We start from the raw sequence: 15,985 nt of genomic DNA on the forward strand, positions 1-15,985 counted from the left end.
CATGGACAAGCTTGCGATTACCGGCAACGGACCGCTGGATGGTGAGGTGCGTGCGTCGGGCGCCAAGAACGCCACATTGCCGATTCTGTGCGCGGCACTGCTGACCGAAGAACCCTTGATGATTCACAACGTCCCGCATCTGGAGGACGTGACGACCACCAACCGGCTGCTGGCGCGGCTGGGTGCCGACGTGACCATCACCGATCAATATGGCGTACGGGTGCATGCCGAAACCCTCGAGTCGCACGAGGCGCCGTATGAGTTGGTCAAGACCATGCGGGCCTCGATTCTCGTGCTGGGTCCCTTGTTGGCGCGCCACGGTGCGGCGCGTGTCGCCCTGCCGGGTGGCTGCGCCATCGGTACGCGGCCGGTGGATATTCACATCGCAGGGCTGACGGCCATGGGCGCGCAAATCGACGTCGATGCCGGGTTTATCGATGCGCGGGCGGGCCGCTTGAAGGGGGCGCGCATCGTTATGGAAACGGTGACGGTAACCGGCACCGAAAACCTGATGATGGCGGCCTGTCTGGCAGACGGGGAGACCGTGCTCGAGAACGCAGCCCGTGAGCCGGAGGTGACGGATTTGGCGCGTTGCCTGCAGGCGATGGGGGCACAGATCGACGGGGCCGGGACGAGCACGATTCGCATTCAGGGCGTGGATCGCCTGCATGCCGCAGAACACCGGGTGCTGCCGGACCGCATCGAGACCGGGACCTTCCTGGTGGCCGGCGCCATCTCGCGTGGACGGGTGCAGGTACGCGATACCGATCCGAGCCTGCTTGACGCCGTGTTGCTCAAGCTGGAGGCGGCTGGTGCCCGCATCGAAACCACCGAGTCAACGATTACGCTGGACATGCAGGGCCGCAGGCCGCAGGCGGTCAACGTGCACACGGCCCCGCATCCTGCGTTTCCGACCGACATGCAGGCGCAGTTCACAGCGCTCAACTGCGTGGCCGAGGGCGTGGGCACGATTACCGAGACCATTTTTGAAAACCGCTTCATGCATGCGCAGGAATTGCAGCGCATGGGCGCCGACATCAAGCTGGAAGGCCATACCGCGATCGTGCGCGGCCGTGATCGGCTGCGCGCCGCGCCCGTGATGGCGACCGACCTGCGTGCTTCGGCCAGTCTGGTGATTGCCGCACTGGCTGCCGAGGGCGAGACTGTCGTCGATCGCATCTACCACATCGACCGCGGCTACGAGTGCATCGAAGAGAAGCTCTCGCAGCTGGGCGCCATTATTCGCCGCATTTCCTAACGACCAGACCAACACCGGGCCCGCCCCATGCTATCGATTGCTGTCTCCAAAGGCCGGATTCTCAAGGACACGTTGCCGCTGTTGGCGGCCGCCGGTATCGAGCCCATCGAGGATCCGCATACCAGCCGCAAGCTGATATTCGAGACGCGGGCAGGCACCGCAAAGCTCATCGTCATCCGCGCGTCCGATGTGCCGACCTTCGTCGAACACGGGGCGGCAGATGTCGGCATCGCGGGCAAAGATATCCTGATGGAGCATGGCGGCGACGCCGTTTACGAACCCCTGGACCTGGGCATTGCCCGGTGTCGCCTCATGGTCGCCGGGCGACCGGGCTGCCTCGATGTGGGGCAGCGCCGCCTGCGCGTGGCCACGAAATATGTTGAGACCACCCGTCGATTCTTTGCGGCGCAGGGCCGGCAGGTGGAACTGATCAAGCTCTACGGGTCCATGGAGCTGGCGCCGCTGGTGGGTCTAGCCGACGCGATCGTCGATTTGGTCGACACCGGCAACACCCTGCGGGCGAATGGCCTGGAGCCCATGGATCCGGTGGCCGAGATCAGCTCCCGGCTCATCGTCAACAAAACGGCGATGAAGATGAAGCATGCTGAGGTGCAGCAGCTCATCGACGTATTGGCGAGGGCGACCGATGGCGCTTGAGATTCAGCAGTTCACGTCCAGTGACCCGGATTTCTGGTCCCGGGTGGACGCGCTGGCAACCAGCGATGCGGCGGAGCGTCCCGAGGTGCGCGAGGCGGCGGAGTCGATTTGCCGCGATGTGCGGACGCGCGGCGATGCCGCGGTGCTGGAGTACACGCGGCGATTTGACCGGCGCGAGGATGTGGCCGACATCGACGCGCTGCGGTTAAGCCCTGATGCCATGCGTGCGGCCTATGAGTCGCTGGATTCGGCTGCACGCAGCACCTTGACCCAAACGCATGATCGGCTGGTGCGATTCGCCGAGCAGCAGGTCGCGACCAGCTGGCGCATCACGGACGAGCTGGGCTGCGAGTTGGGTGAGCAGGTGACGCCGCTGGACCGTGCGGGACTGTACGTGCCCGGGGGCAAGGCCAGCTATCCCTCGTCGCTGCTGATGAACGCGGTGCCGGCGCGCGTTGCCGGCGTTGGTGAGTTGATCATGGTTGCGCCGACGCCGGATGGCGCCATCAACCCCTGGGTGTTGGCCGCTGCGCATCTGATTGGTGTGGATCACGCATTCTGCATCGGTGGCGCCCAGGCCGTCGCAGCGATGGCCTACGGGACCGAAACGATTCCCGCCGTGGACAAGATCGTGGGGCCGGGCAATGCCTACGTCACGGCCGCCAAGCGCTATGTGTTCGGGACGGTTGGCATCGATAAGCTGGCCGGTCCGTCGGAGATTCTGGTGATCTGCGATGGGCAGACCGAGGTCGACTGGACCGTGTTGGATCTGTTCTCACAGGCCGAGCACGATGAAGATGCACAGGCCGTGCTGGTCTGCCCGGATGCCGATTATCTCGCTGCCGTGCGAGATCGTGCCGATCAGCTGGCCAGCGCCCAGCCACGCGAGGCGATCATCCGCCAGTCACTGGCTGCCCGAGGGGCCTTGGTCCAGGTCGACGACCTAAGCCAGGCGGCTGCCGTGGCCAACCGGCTGGCGCCGGAACATTTGGAACTCTCGGTCGCCGATCCCGACGCGCTGCTGTCGCAGATCCGGCATGCCGGCGCGGTTTTTATGGGGCGTCATACACCGGAAGCTTTCGGTGATTACTGCGCAGGCCCCAATCATGTTCTGCCGACCGGGCGTGGCGCGCGTTTTTCGTCGCCGCTGGGCGTGCATGATTTCCAAAAGCGAACCAGTCTGATCAAGGCGGGGCCAGAAGCGGCGGCGGCATTGGCGCCGTTGGCGGGGCATTTCGCCGACGTGGAGGGCTTGACAGCCCATGCGCAATCCGCGCGCCTGCGAGGTGGTGCGTAGCGCTTGGGCAGCGGCCGGATTAGAGAGGTCGCTGTGCTATACTCGCGCACTGCCTGAGCGAACCGGACTCTCCGGGTGTGCGCGCCGCACTGCGGTGCGTCAGTCCACGCCGCCAGGCGCCACATTCGTGGTCAATCCAACGTTGTCAATTCAAGTTGTCAATCAATTAGGGGCAGCATGAGCCAGGTGAAAGACGAGGGCGTGGACGCAGGCAAGCGTCGATTCCTCACGCTTGCAACCTCGGTGGTCGGCGGTGCAGGTGCCGCGGCGGCCGCCGTTCCATTCCTCGCGAGCTTCAAGCCGAGCGCGCGCGCCGAGGCGCTGGGTGCGCCGGTCAAGGCCGACGTCAGCAAGGTCGAAGACGGTGCACGTGTGACCTACACGTGGCGCGGCAGTCCCGTGTGGCTGGTCAAGCGCACGCCGCCGATGCTGGAGACGCTGCCGGCGCTTAGCGGCAAGCTGGCCGACCCGGATTCCGAGCAGCCGCAGCAGCCGGCCTATGTGGACCCGGAAACGAGGTCGATCAAGCCGGAATTGCTGGTGATGGTCGGCGTTTGCACCCACTTGGGCTGCTCGCCGCTTTATCGCCCGGACCCCGCCGCGGCCGACGTGCCCGGTGAGTGGATGGGCGGCTTCTTCTGTCCTTGCCATGGCTCCAAGTTCGATCTGGCCGGTCGTGTGTACAAGGGCGTACCGGCACCGCTGAACATGCCGGTGCCGCCGCATCGCTATGAATCCGACACGGTCATCGTGATCGGCGAAGACACGGAGGTCGCATAATCATGGGTATCCAGGCGAACCCCCATAAGACGACGGGCTTTCTGGGCTGGATCGACGATCGCTTCCCGCTCACGAAGATGTGGAAGGATCACGTCTCCGAGTATTACGCCCCGAAGAATTTCAACTTCTGGTATTTCTTTGGCTCGCTGGCAATGCTGGTGCTGGTCAACCAGTTGCTGACCGGCATCTTCCTGGCGATGCACTACAAGCCGGATGCCGACCTAGCGTTCGCGAGCGTCGAGTACATCATGCGTGATGTGCCCTGGGGCGACATTATCCGGTACATGCATTCCACGGGTGCGTCGGCGTTTTTCATCGTCGTCTACCTGCATATGTTTCGGGCGATGCTCTACGGTTCGTACCGCAAGCCGCGTGAGCTCATCTGGATCTTCGGCTGCCTGATCTACCTGTGCCTGATGGCAGAGGCCTTCATGGGCTACGTGCTGCCCTGGGGTCAGATGTCCTATTGGGGTGCGCAGGTGATTTTGTCGCTCTTCGGTGCGATCCCGGTGATCGGCGCCGATTTGGTGATCTGGATTCAGGGTGACTACGTCCCCTCGGATGCCACGCTCAATCGCCTGTTCTCGCTGCATGTGGTGGCGCTGCCCTTCGTGCTGGTCGGGTTGGTTGTTGCCCACCTGATGGCCTTGCATGAAGTCGGTTCCAACAATCCCGATGGCGTCGAGATCAAGAAGGTCAAGGACGAGAATGGCGTCCCGAAGGACGGTATCCCGTTCCACCCGTACTACACGGTGAAGGACATCATGGGGGCCGTGTTCTTCATGATCCTGTTCTCTGTGGTTCTGTTCTTCATGCCTGAAGGCGGTGGCTACTTCATCGAGGCACCGAACTTTGACGAGGCCAACCCTTCGGTGACGCCTGATCACATCGCGCCGGTGTGGTACTTCGCGCATTTCTACGCCATGTTGCGAGCGGTACCGTCGAAGCTGGGTGGGGTGATCGTGATGTTCGGCGCGGTGCTCATCCTGTTCTTCCTGCCCTGGCTGGATCGGAGCGACGCCAAGTCGATTCGCTACAAGGGTCCGCTGTACAAGCTGACGCTCACCATCTTCACGGTGGCTGTGCTGATGCTGTTCTGGCTGGGCACCGAAGCGCCGACCACGGTGAAGACCACGCTGGCCCGGATCGGGACGGTGATCTACTTCGCCTTCTTCCTCGGTCTTCCGCTGATTTCGAAGATCGATTCCACCAAGCCTGTTCCGGATCGTGTGACCGATGCGCATTGATATGAAGCGAACCCTGTCACGGACCCTGGCCTGCCTGGCGCTGGGCCTGTCCGCACCGCTGTACGCAGCTGGTGGCGGTGCATTGCCGTACCACTACGATCCGGAGCTGCGCAATGACGCATCTCTGCAACGCGGCGCGAAGTTGTTCATGAACTACTGCGCTGGCTGCCATGGTCTCGAGCTGCTGCGCTACAACCGCATGGCCGAGGATCTGCGCATCCCCGAGGATTTGCTGACCGACAACCTCATCTTCACCAGTGCCAAGCCGGGTGAACACATGAAGACGGCCATGCAATCATCCGATGCCGAGCAGTGGTTCGGTGTGGCGCCACCCGATCTCACCCTGACGGCGCGCTCCAAGGGTCCGAGCTGGATTTACAGCTACCTGCTGACGTTCTACGTGGATGATTCGCGTCCCATGGGTGTCAACAACCTGGTGCTGCCGGGTGCGTCCATGCCCCATGTGCTGGCGCCTCTGCAGGGCTATCAGGCGCTGGATGAGCACCACGCTGAAGACGACCACGGTGAGTCGGCCGGCGGGCATGGTGCCAGCCATGAACCGGCGTTCATCGAGGTCGAACCGGGTTCGATGAATACGCGTGAGTACCGCGCAGCCGTGGGGGATATCACCAACTTCCTGAGCTATGCGGCGGAGCCTGGCAAGCGCGATCGTCAGGCGCTTGGCTTCAAGGTGATTGGTTATCTCATCGTGTTGTTCATCCTGACCTGGCTGCTCAAGCGTGAATACTGGAAGGATGTCCACTGAGGCCCCTCATGAGTGATAGTGCCGTCCTTGCCAATCGTCGCGCCTACCTGACGATTTTTTCCCGCCCTTCCGGTTTGCTGTCGCATCTGGTCCGGGTCGTGGTTCGCGAGAAGAATCTCGCCAACGTCAACATCGAGTTCCTCCGTCCTGGTGACGAGAACGAGGATCTTGTGCACCTCAAGGTCGATACAGCCAGCGAGCTGCCTGTGCTGATCGACCGTCAGCTAGTGCTGACCGACGTGCGGACCATTCTCGAGTACATCGACGAGCGCTTTCCTCATCCGCCACTCATGCCGATCGATCCGGCCGAACGTGCGGCTGCACGCCAGGCAATCGAGGAGATTCGGGGCGAGTTCTACAAGATGGCGGATATCATCGAGAACGGCTCTGCGGCCAAGGTCCGTGCAGCTCGTAAGAGCCTGATTTCCGGCCTGACCGGGCTGGCGACGAGCATGGGGCGTCGTAAGTATTTTCTTGGCAGCGAAATCAGCTTGGTGGACTGTGCCATGGCGCCGGTGCTGTGGAGGCTCGGTGCGCTGGGCGTGAAAATGCCGGGTTCGGCCGAAAACCTGAACGAGTATGCACAGCGACTGTTTGCTCGGCCCGCGTTTAAGGCCAGTCTCACGGAAATCGAAGAGGGCCTGCGGGTCTAGGCCGCATTGTGACCACCTCACGGCGCCCGTATCTGATCCGGGCCATGTACGACTGGCTCGTCGACAACGATTTTTCGCCACATTTATTGGTGGATATCGCGGTCGAGGGTGTGCAGGTGCCGCCTGGCTATGCACAGGATGGCAAGATCGTGCTCAATGTCAGCCCGACAGCCGTGCGTGGCCTGAGTCTGGAGAACGACGGCATCTCCTTCGAGGCCCGCTTCAGCGGTCGCGCGATGACCGTCTGGGTGCCCGTGCACGCGGTGCTTGCAATCTACGCACGCGAAAACGGCGAGGGGATGATGTTGCAGGGACTGGATGACGGCGATACGCCGCCCGATCCGAATCCACCCACTCCGCCAACGGATGGACCGCCTGAGGGGGGTGACGACACGCCGCCTAAAGGCACGCGCCGCGGTCACCTCAAGGTCGTCAAGTAGTCGAACAACGCAGCCCAAGGGCTGCGTTGTCGTGTCTGACGGGGCTTAGGCGGTTCGATCGGGCAACATCTTGCCCGGGTTCAGAATGCCCTTGGGGTCGAATACCCGCTTCATCTCATACATGACATCCAGGCTGGCAGCGGGAATCTCCCGCTCGATGAAGGGGCGCTTCTCAATCCCGACGCCATGCTCTCCCGACAGCGTGCCGTCCAGCCGCAGCACCAGATCGAACACGTCGTCCAGGCAGCGGTGCATACGATCCATATCTTCCGGTTCGCCCAGCAGATTGGTGTGCATATTGCCGTTGCCGGCATGTCCAAAGTTGACGATATGGACGTTGTGCTGTGCAGACAGTTCGTCCAGGCCTGAGATGAGCTCGGGCAGGCGAGAGACCGGTACCACCACGTCCTCGTTAATTTTCTTGGATGCGATGTGCCGCAGGGCCGGTGAAAGCGCCTTGCGTGTGGCCCACAGGGCGGCGATCTCCTCAGCGCCGGTGGCCTGGCGCAGTTCCACCAATCCGTCACCGCTGGCCGCTTCAGACACGGCGTCAATCGCCGCCTGAAGAGCATGGGGGCTGCCATCGACCTCGATCATCAGCATGGCGCCCGCATTGTCGGGCAAATCGACCTGCGTGCCGCGCGCACCTGCACGGATCGCGGCGATCGCATTTCTGTCGATGAACTCCAGCGCACAGGGCGTTTCTGGCTGCGCCATGATGCGCGCAATCGCACGAGCGGCTGGTTCGATGCCATCGTAGATTGCGCGTACCGTCGCCTTGGCTGCAGGCACCGGCGTCAGCTTGAGCACGGCGGACGTGATGATCCCTAGCGTCCCTTCCGAGCCGACAAGCAGACGCGTCAGGTCATATCCCACCACGCCCTTGGTCGTGTAGACACCGGTTTTGAGCAGGCGGCCCTGTCCGTCCACGGCGGTGATCCCCAGCGTGTTCTCGCGGCAGGTGCCGTATTTCACGGCCCTGGGCCCCGAGGCATTACAGCCCAGATTGCCCCCGATCGAGCAGTAGGCCGCGCTGGTTGGATCCGGCGGCCAGAAAAAGCCGTGTTCACCGGCAATCTTCTGGAGATCGGCATTCAACATGCCGGGTTCGACCTCGGCATACCGGTCATCTGCAGCCATGCGCAGCAGCCGGTTCATGCGTTCCATGGACAGGATGAGCCCCTGTTGCACCGGCACGGTTCCACCCACGGTATTGGTCGCTCGACCCCGTGTCGTCAATGGAACCTGGTGATCGGCGCAGGCCCGCACAATGGCCTGAACTTCGGATTCCGACGTCGGGATGGCCACGGCCTGAGGCAGCATGGTCCGCCGGCTGTTATCCGACCCATAGGGCAGGCAGTCAGCCGGGTCCGTGAGAAAGCGGTCTGCCGGCAAGGCTGCACCACAGGTGTTAAGAAACGCTTCCGACAAGGGCGCTTGGGTTGCGTCATTCGGCATCGAATGCACCTTTAATCCAATGTATTTGGGGTTGTGGGGCTGGTCCGTCCAAGGCCAGCACGTCGAAACGGATCACACGTTCGCTCTGATCCGGATGGCTGCTAAGCCACCAGCGCGTGGCGGCGACAATGCGGCGTTGCTTGTGTCGCGTGACGCTGGCTGCGGCGCCCCCGAACGCGGCGGATGCACGCTGTTTGACTTCGATAATGGCGAGGATTTCGCCATCCATCATGATCAGGTCCAGTTCACCGAGCCGGCAACGGACGTTACGTGCCACCGATCGCAGGCCTTGTCGCCGAAGCCACCGTTCCGCCTGCTGCTCCGCTCGCTTGCCGCGGGTCAGTGCCGTGATCAAGGCTGCTCGGCAGGCGTGGGCACGCCACCATCAAACCGGGCCCAGCGCATGCGGTGGCCGACCGTGCCATCCGGCCTGACATACAGTTCGCCGGTGGCGGATTCGATGAGCGGGCCGGAGGCAATGCCGTCATTGGCGAGCACGGGCAACAGGCGATAGGCATCGAACCCGAATGCGTAGAGCCGTGGGAACCGGGCATGCGTCGCCGGCCACAGCCGACTGACGTCCTCCCGGACCTGGGCAATCGGGCCTGTCTCATCGAGAACCCACGGCATCTCTGGATAGAGGATGTCTTCCAGATCCGCGTCGCGTCGGGCATCGGCTGCGCCGTCGAAGACCCGCGACGTCGCGATGACCGGGAGGTCGCTGGCAAAGTGGAACCGGAGCTGAGGCTTGATCTGACGGGCTGTCGACGCCGGCGCGGCCAGAAAGACAAAGTCCACGTCATTGCGGCGCCGCGGTTGGAAATGCGGTCGCGTGCCGAGGGCGCGGGTGACTTCACGGTGGCGATCCCGGCTTGCATCCAATTGCAGCACATCCCGGATAGGCCCGGAGAAGTCGCGTGCCGTGGGGTCGTAGGTGCGTGAGGCCAGCACACGGCCCCCTCGCGCCTGCAGGCGTTCCGCCATGGCCAGCATGGATCGCGCACCCCAGTCGGATTCCGGAACCAGCGCGATCACGCGATGCAAGCCCATGTCGTAGGCTCGGTCCGCAATTTGGCGGGCTTCTTCCTCGGGGCTGAGCGCGAACTGGTACATCCGCGTACCGCTCATGGCCTGTTGGCTGGCCTGATTCAGCGCGAGTACCGGGACACCGTCGGTGGGCATGCGGCTGAGCTCGTCGACCAGCTCCCGGCGCAGCGGACCAACAATGATGTCGGGTGATTGGGCCAGCGCCGCTTGGACTGTCCCGAACAGCTCGCCTTGGCCCGTGTCGTAGACCTGGATCTCACCCACACCGCCCGCTTGCATCCAGGCGGCCATGAACCCATCCCGAACCGCCTGCCCAGGGGCAGCGTAGGGCCCGGTCTGTGGCAGCAGCAGCGCGACCCGTGTCGGTGGTGTCACGGCCTGCGCCGCCTGACCGATGGCATCCGCGAGAAAGCCCTCGGCCCCCGGATGCCCGAAATACTGCTCCCGCCAGCCTGCTGCCGCCGTTTGGCGTGCGGCGTCATCGACCCACACGGACCGGGCTAGGCGAGCCAGCTCTAACCAGCCCCGTGTTGTTGCGTCGAGCGCCTCGGCGCGTTCAAACATGCTCGGCGCCAGCGGAGCGTCTAGCAGGCGTGTCCACAACTGCTGCTGATTCTCCTGAATCGCTTCGGCATTGGGCAGAAACGCTTCACGCAGCACCAGGGCCTCGACGGCGTAAGGGAGATCGCCAATCTGGAACAAGCCCTCGGCATAGGCGGCCTGGATACGCGCATTCTGCGCGTTGGAGAAGTCTGCCGATGGTGCCGGCAGAATATTCAACGCGGGCAAGGGATGACCTTGGGCCAATGCGAGCTCCGCACGCAGGATGGCCGGGAGCACGCGCTGCTCGGCAGGCAACTGCTCTGGCTGAACGCCGCGCAGTGCACGGACGGCAGCTTGGGTTTCGCCGAGTTCCACATACAGTGCTGCCGCCTGTAATCGCAGACGACTGCTGTCGGCAGGGCCGGCGCCGGATGCTTGCTGCATGAGCGCGTCCGCCTGTTCAAGCGGGCTGCGCTCCTCGACGGCCAAGGGGGCGGGTGCGCTGGGTGCGGGCGCCGGTGTCGGCATGGACGAACAGGCGGCCAGCAGGCCACAGGCCAGAGCGGCCGGAACAATGGGGTAAGGTGCGCGCTGATTCATGGGGTGAAGTGTAACCAGTGAGCGATGATTTCGCCGTTGTACCGGGTCGCCTGTATGTCGTGGCCACACCAATCGGTCATCTGGGTGATCTTTCGCCGCGAGCGGCTGCGGTGTTGCGCGGGGTCGATTTGATCTGCGCCGAAGATAAACGGACCAGTCAGCGCCTATTGGCACATATCGGTTCCAAAGTGCCGATGCGCGCCCTGCATGATCACAATGAGCGGGAGCAAGCTGAGGCACTGATCGATCAGATGCTGGCGGGCCAGGCGCTGGCGCTGATCTCTGACGCCGGCACACCGCTGGTCAGCGACCCAGGCTTTCGTCTGGTCCGCGCCGCGCGCGAGCGTGGTGTGGAGGTTGTACCGGTTCCCGGCCCCAGTGCTGTGTTGGCCGCCCTGGCCGCTGCCGGCCTGCCGACGGATCGCTTCGTCTTCGAGGGCTTTCTTCCCGCCAAGTCCGGCGCGCGCCGGGCGGCTCTCAATGCGCTGGCTGCGGAGCCTCGAACGCTTGTGTTCTTCGAAGCTCCACATCGAATTGTCGCCGCGGTCGCGGATTTCGCCGACTTGTTCGGCCCGGATCGACCTGCCTGGCTGGCGCGCGAACTGACCAAGCGATTCGAACAGTTCGTCGGCGCCACGCTGGGTGATGTGTTGGCGTGGTCGCAAACAGCTGGCGACCAGCTGCGCGGAGAGATGGTGCTTGTGGTCGGCGGATGCCCGGACGCGCAGCGCCCTGTGGAGGTAGATGTCCAGCAGTTGCTACAGCAGCTACTGCCATTGATGCCCACCAAACAGGCCGCACGCGTGGCCGCCGAGCTCACCGGCCAGCCTCGCAACGCGCTGTACCAACAGGCGCTGACGCTGAAGTCTTCCGAGTAAGCGACGCTGTAGCGAGCCCTCGCGTCGCAAGACAGCCGATCTGCGCGACAGAGATCCGGCCCGGTAGCGCCAGGGATGGGGCAGCCACGCAGTGATCGTGCGTGATCCGTGCGCGAATTGGCGCGGGCAGATGGGCAGCGCGGGGCGTTGATCGGGGCGTGCAGACGCCGGGCTGGTCGTGATTTCTGTACCATGCGCGCGGGAGTCGGCCAGGCAATCGCTGCACGCATGCGTGTGGAGGAAAGTCCGGGCTCCATTGGGCAGGGTGCCAGGTAACGCCTGGGCGGCGCGAGCCGACGGCCAGTGCAACAGAGAACAGACCGCCGATGGCCCACCATGTGGTGCACAGGTAAGGGTGAAACGGTGCGGTAAGAGCGCACCGCGCGACCGGCAACGGAAGCGGCACGGTAAACCCCACCCGGAGCAAGGCCAAATAGGGGAACAACAGGCGTGGCCCGCGTCGTTCCCGGGTAGGCTGCTTGAGGTCCGCGGTGACGCGGATCCCAGAGGAATGATTGCCCACGACAGAACCCGGCTTATCGGCCGACTCCCTCTTTTCCCCTAATTTGCTGGTCCATCGGCCGAGCCACGGCCCGATTCCCCACCCGTCAGCCGCTTGTCGGAAAAAATCCCCACCTTTCACCACCTCGCCGCCACGATGGCCGGTGTTGCTGCTGCAAACTCACATGAGGTATGTCTGTTAAGTCATTGTTTTACGACTTAACTGTGGTCTTGCGTGCCTTGTGATCCGAATGCGCTAAATATCTGTTTTGACTGTGGTTTCAGACAGGTGTTTGACCGAAATTTCACCTTGACTGTGCCGGGGGTGGCTCCTATAGTCCCGCAAATGGTTCGAAGTGGGGAATTGTGGGGTAACAATTCCTCCCGGCTTCCGGGACGAGGGCAGCGCAATGATCAGCTTCAGCGGGACCGACCTGCTGACAATGGACACCAAGGGGCGCGTCGCCGTACCGGCACGCTATCGCCAGCCCCTGTCCGAGCTGTGTGGTGCCCGCTTGAAAATCACCGTGCCTGCCAAACCGACCGATCGCCTGCTGGTGCTGTACCCGCTCCCCGAGTGGGAAAACGTCCAGGCCCAGCTCAAGGCCTTGCCGTCCACCGGGCCTTACGAATTCCTCAAGCGGCGCATCGTGGGTCATGCCAAGGACATCGAACTCGATAAGCAGGGCCGCATGCTGGTTCCGCCGGAACTGCGCGACGCCGCGCAACTCGAGCAGCGCATCGCGATTGTGGGCCAGATCAACAAGCTGGAAATCTGGTCAGAGCCGCTATACCGCGAGGCCATGGCGCCGGAGCAGGTGTCCTCAGAAGATCTGGAAGCTGCATTGGCAGAGGTCAGTCTGTGACATGGGCGTTGCAGCAACAGCTGGAGTTCCTCGGGTGATGGCGGCTTCCCATCACCACACGTCGGTGCTGTACGACGCGGCCATTGATGCACTGGCCGTGCGGCCGGATGGCGTTTATATCGACGGCACCTTTGGCCGGGGCGGTCACACCGCCGGGTTGCTCGAACAGCTCGGACCTGCGGGGCGGGTCATCGCATTCGATAAGGACTTGGCGGCTTGTCAGGCCGGCTGGTCGCGATTCGGCGCGGATGGGCGTCTCACGCTGGTCCACGCCGGTTTCGAGACGCTGGGTCAATGGGTGCGCGACGCCGGATTGATGGGGCATGTGGACGGGCTGTTGCTGGACTTGGGTGTGTCCTCGCCTCAGCTGGACAATGCCGAACGCGGATTCAGTTTCATGCGCGCCGGCCCGCTGGACATGCGCATGGACGCGACGGCCGGCGAGACGGCCGCGGACTGGCTTGCCCGCGCGGATGCCCGTGAAATCGCTGACGTGCTCTGGCGCTACGGTGATGAGCGGCAGTCGCGCCGCATTGCCGCCGCGATTGTCCGCCAGCGCGATGCCGAACCTCTGACGACGACGACACAGCTGGCGCAGCTCATCGAATCGATTGTGCGTCGCACGCCGGGTGGCTCGCATCCGGCCACGCGCAGCTTCCAGGCCATTCGTATGCATATCAATGGCGAAATGGCTGCGTTGGAAGCGGTGTTGGACCAGGCGATGGAGGTGCTGGCTGATGGCGGTCGCCTGGCGGTGATCAGCTTCCATTCCCTGGAAGATCGGATTGTCAAGCGGTTCATGCGCGGCTATGCCCAGCCGCCGCTGCCTCCGGTGCCGGCAGCGCCGAGACCACCGGCAGAGCTGGATATCGTGCTGCGTAAGTTGCGTCCCGGCCCCGACGAGGTGGCCACCAACCCGCGTGCGCGTAGCGCCACCCTGCGAGCGGCCGAACGCCGCCGGCGGAGGTGAGCCATGCGAAGAGTTCTGGGTTCTGCCGTGATCGCAGCCTTGATTGCGACCACGGCCATCGCCGTTGCGGTGAGCAAGCACCGTAGTCGCGCGCTACTGGACGCTCAGCAGGAGCTGAGCTGGGAGCGCGACCGCCTCAAGACCGAGTGGGCGCAGCTTCAGTTGGAAGAAGCTGCGCTGGCAGCGCACGGCCGTGTCGAGCGCGTGGCTCGCGAACGTCTGGACATGCGTGAACCCACGGACTTCGTCGCCGTGCAGGAGGCACCATGAGCCGCACGGGCAACCAACGTCTGATCGAACTCGAACCCCAGCCCGTGAGCCCCTGGCGCGCGCGCGCCATTCTTGGCGTGTTGGCGTTGGGCATGGTCACGCTGGTCGGACGTGCATTCGAGTTGCAGGTCCGCGATCGGGATTTCCTGGAGGCCGAGGGCGCCAAGCGCTTTGAACGCAGCATCGAGGTGCCGGCGGGGCGCGCGGCGATTCGGGATCGCCGGGGCGAGCCGCTGGCGTTGTCGGCGCCGGTGGAGTCGCTGTGGGCCGTGCCTGAGGACCTGTTGGCGGATACCGAGGCGCTGCCTCTGGTCGCAAGACTGTTGGGTCAGCGGACCGATGAGTTCCGCGCATTTCTCGAGGCCCGCGCAACCCGCCGTTTTGTCTACCTGCAGCGGCACATGGCCCCCGCGGATGCACGCCGGATCAAGGCGGTTGGCGCCAATGGCGTGTTTCTCCAGCGAGAGTACCGGCGGTTTTATCCGGCGGGTGAAATCGCCTCCCAGCTGGTCGGTGTGACGAACATCGACAACCGGGGCCAGGAAGGGATGGAGCTGGCCTACGACGCCTTGCTTCAGGGCACGCCAGGCAGTCGTCGTGTGATCCGCGATCGGACGGGACGCGTGGTCGAGGACCTCGCCGAATTCACGCCGCCGGACCCTGGCGAAGATCTCTACCTCTCTATCGATCTGCGCCTGCAGTACGTGGCCTACCGCGAGCTAAAGGATGCCGTGGAGCGCACAGGGGCCCGGGGAGGCCTCGTGCTGTTGTTGGATCCGCGCAGCGGTGAGGTCCTGGCCATGGCGAGCCAGCCGGGGTTCAACCCCAACCGGCGTGAGGAGCTGGGTGGCGCCGGCGTGCGCAACCGCGTCATCACCGACACCTTCGAGCCCGGCTCGACCGTCAAGCCCTTGCTAATTGCGCATGCGATGCAGGCGGGCGTGATCGACTGGCGCACGCAAATCGATACCGGCGTGGGCTTCTACAAGGTGGGGCGGCTAACCGTGCGCGACATCAACGGCTACGGACGGCTCGATCTGGCCGGTGTATTGCGCAAGTCCAGCAATGTCGGAGCCGCCAAAATTGGCTTGAAGCTGGGGCCGGAGGGCATCTGGTCGGCCTATCACAGCTTCGGTCTGGCCGAGCCCGTGGGCTCCGGCTTTCCCGGTGAGGCCTCGGGGGTCATGCGCCACTTCACCGAATGGGGGGAGATCGCCACGGCGACCTCGTCCTACGGTTACGGTTTGGCCGTGTCGGCCCTGCAGCTGGGCCGAGCGTACGCTGCCCTGGCCAACGATGGGCAGCTGCGTCCGCTGTCGCTGGTCCGGCGAGACACGCCTCCGGAGACCGCGCGCCAAGTGGTGGCCGCGGAGCATGCGCAGCGTGTTCGACACTGGCTCGAGGGCGTGGTGGCGCCGGACGGAACGGCGCGGCGTGCGGCGGTGCCGGGTTATCGCGTGGCCGGCAAGACCGGCACGGTGCGCAAGGTCAAGGCTGATGGCTACGCCGAAGACGCCCATATGGCCATGTTTGCCGGCATGTTGCCGGCCGACAATCCTCAGGTCGTCGGTCTTGTGGTGATCGATGAGCCACAGCGTGGCGGTTACTACGGCGGCGTCATCGCCGCGCCGGTGTTCGCCAATGTCATGAAAAGTGCGGCCCGGCTGCTGCGTATTCCGCCAGCGGACTTTGAGCCGTCGGCGCCGGAGGGGCTCACGGCCTCGGCGGATGGAGCGTCACCGACATGATGGTGC

Annotated in this window: 16 protein-coding genes and 1 other RNA gene; 14 read left to right on the plus strand and 3 right to left on the minus strand. The window is 64.0% G+C overall.

Annotated elements, in window-relative coordinates; all coding sequences use genetic code 11:
- Position 1 precedes the first annotated feature (1 nt).
- From murA to DEH80_RS06885, 8 genes are all read left to right on the plus strand, one after another.
- The gene (gene murA, locus DEH80_RS06850; protein WP_109719738.1) at positions 2–1,258 is read left to right on the plus strand and encodes a UDP-N-acetylglucosamine 1-carboxyvinyltransferase; all 1,257 of its coding nucleotides are present in this window, start codon (positions 2–4) and stop codon (positions 1,256–1,258) included.
- 27 nt (positions 1,259–1,285) lie between these two features.
- Positions 1,286–1,915 carry an ATP phosphoribosyltransferase gene (hisG, locus tag DEH80_RS06855; protein WP_109719739.1) on the plus strand — a complete coding sequence of 210 codons (630 nt, stop codon included), beginning with the start codon at positions 1,286–1,288 and terminating at the stop codon, positions 1,913–1,915.
- Positions 1,905–3,212 carry a histidinol dehydrogenase gene (gene hisD, locus DEH80_RS06860; RefSeq protein ID WP_109719740.1) on the plus strand — a complete coding sequence of 436 codons (1,308 nt, stop codon included), beginning with the start codon at positions 1,905–1,907 and terminating at the stop codon, positions 3,210–3,212. The genes hisG and hisD overlap by 11 nt, the downstream gene beginning before the upstream one ends.
- A 186-nt stretch (positions 3,213–3,398) precedes the next feature.
- Positions 3,399–3,992 carry a ubiquinol-cytochrome c reductase iron-sulfur subunit gene (gene petA, locus DEH80_RS06865; protein ID WP_109719889.1) on the plus strand — a complete coding sequence of 198 codons (594 nt, stop codon included), beginning with the start codon at positions 3,399–3,401 and terminating at the stop codon, positions 3,990–3,992.
- A 2-nt stretch (positions 3,993–3,994) separates the two neighbouring features.
- A complete protein-coding gene (locus tag DEH80_RS06870) occupies positions 3,995–5,239 on the plus strand; it encodes a cytochrome b (RefSeq protein WP_109719741.1) in 1,245 nt (414 codons plus the stop codon).
- Position 5,240: 1 nt separating this feature from the next.
- Entirely contained in the window at positions 5,241–6,005 is a 765-nt protein-coding gene (locus tag DEH80_RS06875; protein ID WP_109719890.1) for a cytochrome c1, read from the plus strand.
- Positions 6,006–6,013: 8 nt separating this feature from the next.
- Positions 6,014–6,658 carry a glutathione S-transferase C-terminal domain-containing protein gene (locus tag DEH80_RS06880; protein WP_109719742.1) on the plus strand — a complete coding sequence of 215 codons (645 nt, stop codon included), beginning with the start codon at positions 6,014–6,016 and terminating at the stop codon, positions 6,656–6,658.
- Between the two features lie 8 nt (positions 6,659–6,666).
- The gene (locus DEH80_RS06885) at positions 6,667–7,098 is read left to right on the plus strand and encodes a ClpXP protease specificity-enhancing factor (RefSeq protein ID WP_279323115.1); all 432 of its coding nucleotides are present in this window, start codon (positions 6,667–6,669) and stop codon (positions 7,096–7,098) included.
- A gap of 45 nt (positions 7,099–7,143) precedes the next feature.
- On the opposite strand, the gene DEH80_RS06890 is transcribed toward DEH80_RS06885, so the two are convergent.
- The 3 genes from DEH80_RS06890 to DEH80_RS06900 are packed head-to-tail and all read right to left on the minus strand — an operon-like array spanning position 7,144 to position 10,746.
- The gene (locus tag DEH80_RS06890) at positions 7,144–8,556 is read right to left on the minus strand and encodes an FAD-binding oxidoreductase (protein WP_109719743.1); all 1,413 of its coding nucleotides are present in this window, start codon (positions 8,554–8,556) and stop codon (positions 7,144–7,146) included.
- Positions 8,546–8,911 carry a YraN family protein gene (locus DEH80_RS06895; protein WP_109719744.1) on the minus strand — a complete coding sequence of 122 codons (366 nt, stop codon included), beginning with the start codon at positions 8,909–8,911 and terminating at the stop codon, positions 8,546–8,548. The genes DEH80_RS06890 and DEH80_RS06895 overlap by 11 nt, the downstream gene beginning before the upstream one ends.
- The gene (locus tag DEH80_RS06900) at positions 8,908–10,746 is read right to left on the minus strand and encodes a penicillin-binding protein activator (protein WP_109719745.1); all 1,839 of its coding nucleotides are present in this window, start codon (positions 10,744–10,746) and stop codon (positions 8,908–8,910) included. The genes DEH80_RS06895 and DEH80_RS06900 overlap by 4 nt, the downstream gene beginning before the upstream one ends.
- Positions 10,747–10,763: 17 nt before the next feature.
- Here DEH80_RS06900 and rsmI point away from each other — a divergent pair, with 17 nt between their 5' ends.
- The 6 genes from rsmI (at position 10,764) to DEH80_RS06930 (ending at position 15,979) form a co-directional block, all read left to right on the plus strand.
- Complete coding sequence (gene rsmI / locus DEH80_RS06905; protein ID WP_109719746.1) at positions 10,764–11,624, plus strand: 16S rRNA (cytidine(1402)-2'-O)-methyltransferase; 861 nt, start codon at positions 10,764–10,766, stop codon at positions 11,622–11,624.
- A 201-nt stretch (positions 11,625–11,825) separates the two neighbouring features.
- Positions 11,826–12,179: RNase P RNA component class A (rnpB, locus tag DEH80_RS06910), an RNA gene on the plus strand.
- A gap of 356 nt (positions 12,180–12,535) precedes the next feature.
- Positions 12,536–12,991: a division/cell wall cluster transcriptional repressor MraZ gene (mraZ, locus tag DEH80_RS06915; protein ID WP_109719747.1), complete on the plus strand. Its 456-nt coding sequence runs from the start codon at positions 12,536–12,538 to the stop codon at positions 12,989–12,991.
- A gap of 37 nt (positions 12,992–13,028) precedes the next feature.
- Positions 13,029–13,961 (plus strand): 16S rRNA (cytosine(1402)-N(4))-methyltransferase RsmH, encoded by a 933-nt coding sequence (rsmH, locus tag DEH80_RS06920; RefSeq protein ID WP_109719748.1) that lies wholly within the window; start codon positions 13,029–13,031, stop codon positions 13,959–13,961.
- 3 nt (positions 13,962–13,964) lie between these two features.
- Positions 13,965–14,231 carry a cell division protein FtsL gene (gene ftsL, locus DEH80_RS06925; RefSeq protein ID WP_165831340.1) on the plus strand — a complete coding sequence of 89 codons (267 nt, stop codon included), beginning with the start codon at positions 13,965–13,967 and terminating at the stop codon, positions 14,229–14,231.
- Positions 14,228–15,979, plus strand: a complete 1,752-nt coding sequence (locus tag DEH80_RS06930) for a peptidoglycan D,D-transpeptidase FtsI family protein (RefSeq protein WP_109719749.1) — start codon at positions 14,228–14,230, stop codon at positions 15,977–15,979. Before ftsL ends, DEH80_RS06930 begins: the two co-directional genes overlap by 4 nt.
- Positions 15,980–15,985 lie beyond the last annotated feature (6 nt).

The organism is Abyssibacter profundi, from assembly GCF_003151135.1.
GTDB classification, from domain to species: Bacteria; Pseudomonadota; Gammaproteobacteria; order Nevskiales; family OUC007; genus Abyssibacter; species Abyssibacter profundi.

Excerpts from the sequence above, each read along its gene's own strand:
- DEH80_RS06930 (WP_109719749.1), top strand. The coding sequence starts at position 14,228 with ATGAGCCGCACGGGCAACCAACGTCTGATCGAACTCGAACCCCAGCCC.
- DEH80_RS06890 (WP_109719743.1), bottom strand. The coding sequence starts at position 8,556 with ATGCCGAATGACGCAACCCAAGCGCCCTTGTCGGAAGCGTTTCTTAAC.
- hisD (WP_109719740.1), top strand. The coding sequence starts at position 1,905 with ATGGCGCTTGAGATTCAGCAGTTCACGTCCAGTGACCCGGATTTCTGG.
- rsmH (WP_109719748.1), top strand. The coding sequence starts at position 13,029 with ATGGCGGCTTCCCATCACCACACGTCGGTGCTGTACGACGCGGCCATT.
- ftsL (WP_165831340.1), top strand. The coding sequence starts at position 13,965 with ATGCGAAGAGTTCTGGGTTCTGCCGTGATCGCAGCCTTGATTGCGACC.
- DEH80_RS06900 (WP_109719745.1), bottom strand. The coding sequence starts at position 10,746 with ATGAATCAGCGCGCACCTTACCCCATTGTTCCGGCCGCTCTGGCCTGT.
- mraZ (WP_109719747.1), top strand. The coding sequence starts at position 12,536 with ATGATCAGCTTCAGCGGGACCGACCTGCTGACAATGGACACCAAGGGG.
- murA (WP_109719738.1), top strand. The coding sequence starts at position 2 with ATGGACAAGCTTGCGATTACCGGCAACGGACCGCTGGATGGTGAGGTG.
- hisG (WP_109719739.1), top strand. The coding sequence starts at position 1,286 with ATGCTATCGATTGCTGTCTCCAAAGGCCGGATTCTCAAGGACACGTTG.
- DEH80_RS06875 (WP_109719890.1), top strand. The coding sequence starts at position 5,241 with ATGAAGCGAACCCTGTCACGGACCCTGGCCTGCCTGGCGCTGGGCCTG.
- DEH80_RS06870 (WP_109719741.1), top strand. The coding sequence starts at position 3,995 with ATGGGTATCCAGGCGAACCCCCATAAGACGACGGGCTTTCTGGGCTGG.
- DEH80_RS06880 (WP_109719742.1), top strand. The coding sequence starts at position 6,014 with ATGAGTGATAGTGCCGTCCTTGCCAATCGTCGCGCCTACCTGACGATT.